Annotated in this window: 8 protein-coding genes; 5 read left to right on the plus strand and 3 right to left on the minus strand. The window is 42.8% G+C overall.

Annotated elements, in window-relative coordinates; genetic code table 11:
* The 3 genes from VJB08_07010 to VJB08_07020 form a co-directional block, all read right to left on the minus strand.
* The coding region (locus VJB08_07010) for a glycosyltransferase family 39 protein (protein ID HLD43704.1) at positions 1-789 on the minus strand (789 nt) is incomplete at its 3' end.
* A 45-nt stretch (positions 790-834) separates the two neighbouring features.
* On the minus strand, positions 835-1,035 hold the full coding sequence (locus VJB08_07015; protein ID HLD43705.1) for a hypothetical protein: 201 nt from the start codon (positions 1,033-1,035) through the stop codon (positions 835-837).
* 41 nt (positions 1,036-1,076) lie between these two features.
* Positions 1,077-1,829: a helix-turn-helix domain-containing protein gene (locus VJB08_07020; GenBank protein ID HLD43706.1), complete on the minus strand. Its 753-nt coding sequence runs from the start codon at positions 1,827-1,829 to the stop codon at positions 1,077-1,079.
* Positions 1,830-1,921: 92 nt separating this feature from the next.
* Here VJB08_07020 and VJB08_07025 point away from each other — a divergent pair, with 92 nt between their 5' ends.
* The 5 genes from VJB08_07025 to eno form a co-directional block, all read left to right on the plus strand.
* Positions 1,922-2,734 (plus strand): hypothetical protein, encoded by an 813-nt coding sequence (locus tag VJB08_07025; GenBank protein HLD43707.1) that lies wholly within the window; start codon positions 1,922-1,924, stop codon positions 2,732-2,734.
* 94 nt (positions 2,735-2,828) lie between these two features.
* Positions 2,829-3,002: a 30S ribosomal protein S27e gene (locus VJB08_07030; protein ID HLD43708.1), complete on the plus strand. Its 174-nt coding sequence runs from the start codon at positions 2,829-2,831 to the stop codon at positions 3,000-3,002.
* The gene (locus tag VJB08_07035) at positions 2,999-3,778 is read left to right on the plus strand and encodes a S1 RNA-binding domain-containing protein (protein ID HLD43709.1); all 780 of its coding nucleotides are present in this window, start codon (positions 2,999-3,001) and stop codon (positions 3,776-3,778) included. Before VJB08_07030 ends, VJB08_07035 begins: the two co-directional genes overlap by 4 nt.
* On the plus strand, positions 3,775-3,948 hold the full coding sequence (locus VJB08_07040; GenBank protein HLD43710.1) for a nucleolar RNA-binding Nop10p family protein: 174 nt from the start codon (positions 3,775-3,777) through the stop codon (positions 3,946-3,948). The genes VJB08_07035 and VJB08_07040 overlap by 4 nt, the downstream gene beginning before the upstream one ends.
* A 38-nt stretch (positions 3,949-3,986) precedes the next feature.
* The coding region (eno, locus tag VJB08_07045) for a phosphopyruvate hydratase (GenBank protein ID HLD43711.1) at positions 3,987-4,562 on the plus strand (576 nt) is incomplete at its 3' end.

The following is a 4,562-nucleotide window of genomic DNA, read 5'->3' on the forward strand; positions in this document are numbered from 1 at the left end:
GAAGGGCAGAAGCAGTCTTTTCCTGCGGCAGCCAAATGCAGCGAGCAGAGCCAGCGACAGGATTAGGTAATGCTTTTGCATGAACGCAAGAAATATCGAAAACGTGCTCCCAGGCAAAGATGGCTTCAATGCATGATACCAATAGACCTGCAAGAAATAGCCAGGAACCAATAACAAGGCTAAATTAATCAAACCTCCAACAATAAAGAAGCCAATACTATACCTCAAAAACAGTTTTTTAGATTTAAAAAAAAGAAAGGCAAGCACAGCAAAAATGACAACCAATGAATACAAGCCAGTCAAGGCAGCCACGCCTGCTATACTCCCTGCCCATAAAGGCCTCTTTGAATATAACAAAAATAATGAGAGAACAACAAAAAACGTCGTCAAATCAACTCCAAGAAAATACGTCGCCTCAAGCATGACCCGGTAGGAAAACAAAAACAAGCCAGCCCCAAGCAAGCCTTCCCAAGGCCCAAATAGTTTTTTTATTAAAAAGAACAATAGTACTGAGGTACCAATCGTTGAGAAGAACGGGACTAATTTGAAGATAACAATACTAAATCCAAACAATGAAAATAGAATCCCTGAAACAAATACTTGCACAGGAGGGTGGCTGTTGAAGAAATCCCGATAGGGCATCTTTCCCTCAGCGACCAGCTTGCCCATGTAGATGTAGGTATGCTCATCTCCGGGGTCAATATGGGAAAGACCGGGAAGCTCGATAAGAAAAAATGTTAATAACAGCAGGAGGAACATCCAGAATGGAGCATGTTTGAGGCCGGGCATCATAGAGAAAAAGAAGAAACAGGATATAAAGATTGTGGAAGATACTTAAGGCAGCTTCCTCAGCAATCCTCTGCTTTTCTCTCTTTGCTCTTTTGTTGCTGTTAACAGGATTCCCTTTTCTTTCGATAGCCTTTGGAGATCATAGATGCTTTTATCGAGTATTTCAGCTGCCTTTCCTATTGATAGCCTTCCTTCGGAGCATAATCTTAGTATAGGGGGTTTTGTTGAGTATTTCTTGATTGCCATGATAACTGAATAAAGTTTGGTTGTTTATATAACACTATACCTTATATTTTCTTCGCCACCCTCCACAAGACCTCAAAATAATGCTGATAGCTTTTGGCTGTTTCTCTGCTTCTGATCACAATTCCCAAAGGAGCAGCGCCCCAGACAAGAATGGCAACACAATCATCATACACGATCGTTGGAGAGGGATTGTCAAAAACAGCAGGCAAGATCCGGATATCCATGAATTTCTCGTCGAAAAATTCGCTTATCTTCGATTGATGCTTTTCATTCCATAAGACTTTTATTGGAATCTTCTGCTTTATCCTCCTTCTTTTCCAGTTTTCGTAATAGACCGGCAACGTTTCCTTGAATCTCCCTCCGCTCCCTAAGACAAGAATTTCCTTTTTTTGCTTTAATGTGTCGTCAAGTATCGACTTAATTCCTTTAGGCCCTTTGTAGATTGCCGCTTCCTGCCGGTCTTTCGCTAAAATCCTCTTTTCGTTTAATTTTGGCAGAATTGCCTTGAGTTCTGTTGTAAGTGTTTTAATATTGGACTCTCTCTCCTTCAAAATATCCAGAAGTTTCTCAGGCTGAGCTGCTTCAAAATGCTTCCTATTTGATTGGATAACATAGCTCACTAATCCTTTCCCCATCAGTTTTTCAAGAAGTTCATAGATGGTTTTGCTGTAATAGCCAAGTTTTTTCATCAATTCTCCTGAAGTTGCTGGGCCAAGCTCTAACAAGAGAAGATAAGCCTCAATCTCCTTTTCAGTCAAGCCGAACTGCCGCAATATGTCTGATTCCGGTTTCATATTTATTATAACCTACCTAGTAGGTAGCAATTATTTAAATAGTTTTTGGTTGTTCCTGTTTGAGAGTAAAGATAACAAGGAGGTAAATCAAAATGGGAGAAGGTCCAAAAATTATGCTTGCATCAAATCCAGGCAGTGGGTTTTGTGAGAAGAGAACAAAAATAGTAGAGAAGGAAAGGGATGCCAATGAGGAAGAAAGAAAGATTATAAAAGGGATATTCCCGCATACGCTCAGAGGCTACACGAGATATTATTCCCATTTTGATGAAGATGGATTTAAAGCCCTGAAGGGTTCTGGAATAGGCGTACAGAATATTACTGACCTAATGGGTTGTTTTTTAGATGGCCTTGAAGACCTTTATAAAAGTTTGAACGAAAGTGGTGTATATCTAACCGTAGAAGATCTTCATTATAATGAGCATGGCCGAGGACTCCCCTATACCTATAACATAATGCTAGAAAGAAGAATAAACAGCATGCCAGTACGAGTGGGGCCGGGTGATAAGTTTAAAGATTTTCGATGTGGTGATGGTTGGGGTTTTAAATCACAATTCTCCGATATGGAGTTGCCTCATCTACTCTTTATTAAGACTGGCGCAAAAATAGAAAAAAAGGAATTACATGAGAACAGAGCTCTTCGCGAAAGGCTGGTTAAAGGCCGGGACGGGGTAAATTTCATGGGAAAAAGAGTGACTTTCGCAGACGTTTTTGATCCGCTCTATTTCAGATACGGAGGAGGAGAAGTATATTTTGTAAAAGAAGGGTGCCATAACGTACATAATAAAAGAGGATATTCTAAAAACAGAGATAAAATGCAAATGTTGACTCATATAAAAATAGAAGAAGACTATTTCGACAGCGAAGCATTCAATGACGCGCTTCACGAACAAAGCAGGGGGGATTAGAAGGAAGGGAATAATGGGGGCCTCGCTGTTTGAAAACAGGACAGAGCCAGAGCATACAAAACCTTTTTAAACCACCCCTCGCTTCTTTACAGGTATGGAGCCATCAAGCAAGTTCATTAAGGTCAGATGCACAAAATGCAAGAACGAGCAGATTATCTTTGGAAAGGCTTCTACAGAGGTCTTGTGTTTGGTTTGCGGCAAGGTGATAGCAACGCCCGGAGGAGGAAAAACCAAAATCAAGGTCAAGGTGGTTGAAGTCCTGCCATGATTTACACCAAGAAAGGGTATCCTGAAGAGGGAGAGCTTCTTCTCTGTACAGTAAAGAAAGTCCAGCACCACAGCATATTTGTTGAGATTGATGAATACAAGAAGCAGGGAATGATCCACATCTCAGAAGTTGCTCCGGGAAGGATTAGAAATATCCGCGATTTCGTTGTTGAGGGCAAGAAGGTTGTCTGCAAAGTCCTCAGGATCAGCCTGGAGCGCGGCCATATTGACCTCTCGCTCAGAAGGGTAAATGACAACCAGAGGAAGAACAAGGTCAATCAGCTGAAGCTGGAGCAGAAAGCAGAGAAGATTGTAGAATTCGCATGCACCAATGTAAAGGAGAATACCTATGACATATTGCAGAAGATTATGCCGAAAGTGCATGAGAAATACGGCACACTGCATGATTTCTTCCAGAGCGTGGCTGAAGACAAGGACTCGCTGGACGCTCTCAAGCTCAGCCCAAAGCTCGCAAAGGAGCTGCTTTCTGCAATCAAGCAGAGAATCAAGCCGATTGAAGTGGAGATAAAGGGAAAGATGAAGCTCGTGAGCTTTGCGAGTGACGGCATCAGCCAGATAAAAGAGGTCTTCAGGAAGGTGTTTGATGGAAAACAGGGGATACAGGTCATCTATACCGGCGCAGGAACCTATCAGGTGAGCGTGAAGTCAAACGATTACAAGTCTGCAGAGGCAATTCTGACAAAGGCAGTTGACGAAGCCACGAAATACATGGAGAAGCACGTAGGCATTGCAGAATTCAAGCGAGCAGAAGCATGAAGCGGATTCTCTGGTGCAGCAATTGCCAAAAGTACACGATGAAAGAAGTCTGCTCCTGCGGACAAAAAGCGCTTTCTAAAGTCCCTCCAAAGTGGAGCCCTGAGGACAAATATGCAAAATACCGCAGGATTGTGAAAGAGCCTGGATGGAAGGAGAAGGGGCTGGTTTAGAAAAGCTTTTTAAACCTCAATTCTTACAGTTTGCTGTAATGACTGTGATACGTGAAGTAAAGGCCTTAGAGATTCTCGACAGCAGAGGCAATCCTACAGTGCAGGCAATAATACGCACTTCTAAAGGAGCGGCAAAAGCTTCTGTTCCTTCAGGCGCCTCTACAGGAATTCATGAAGCTCATGAGTTAAGAGATGGCGGAAAGCGCTATAACGGAAAAGGAGTGCTGAAAGCAGTAGCAAACGTCAATACGAAAATAGCAAAAGCTCTCAGAGGAAAAAGCCCTGCCAACCAGAAGCTCATAGATACCACCTTGCAAAGCCTCGATCCATCGGCAAACAAAGCCAAGATAGGAGCAAATGCTGCCTTGGCTGTCAGCATGGCAGCCTGCCGCCTTGGAGCAGGGAACCGAGAGCTCTTCCAGCACATCAGCAATCTTGCAGGAAACAAGAAAATAAGGCTGCCTGTTCCTCAAATGAATATCCTAGACGGAGGGGCCCATGTCGGAGCAGAGCACGACATCCAGGAGTATATGATTGTTCCACTAAAATTTAAGTCGTTCTCCGAAGCATTAAGAGCAGGAACAGAGGCTTACCATATTGTTAAGGAAAGAATA

Source organism: Candidatus Nanoarchaeia archaeon, assembly GCA_035290625.1.
Classification (GTDB): Archaea; Nanobdellota; Nanobdellia; order Woesearchaeales; family DATDTY01; genus DATDTY01.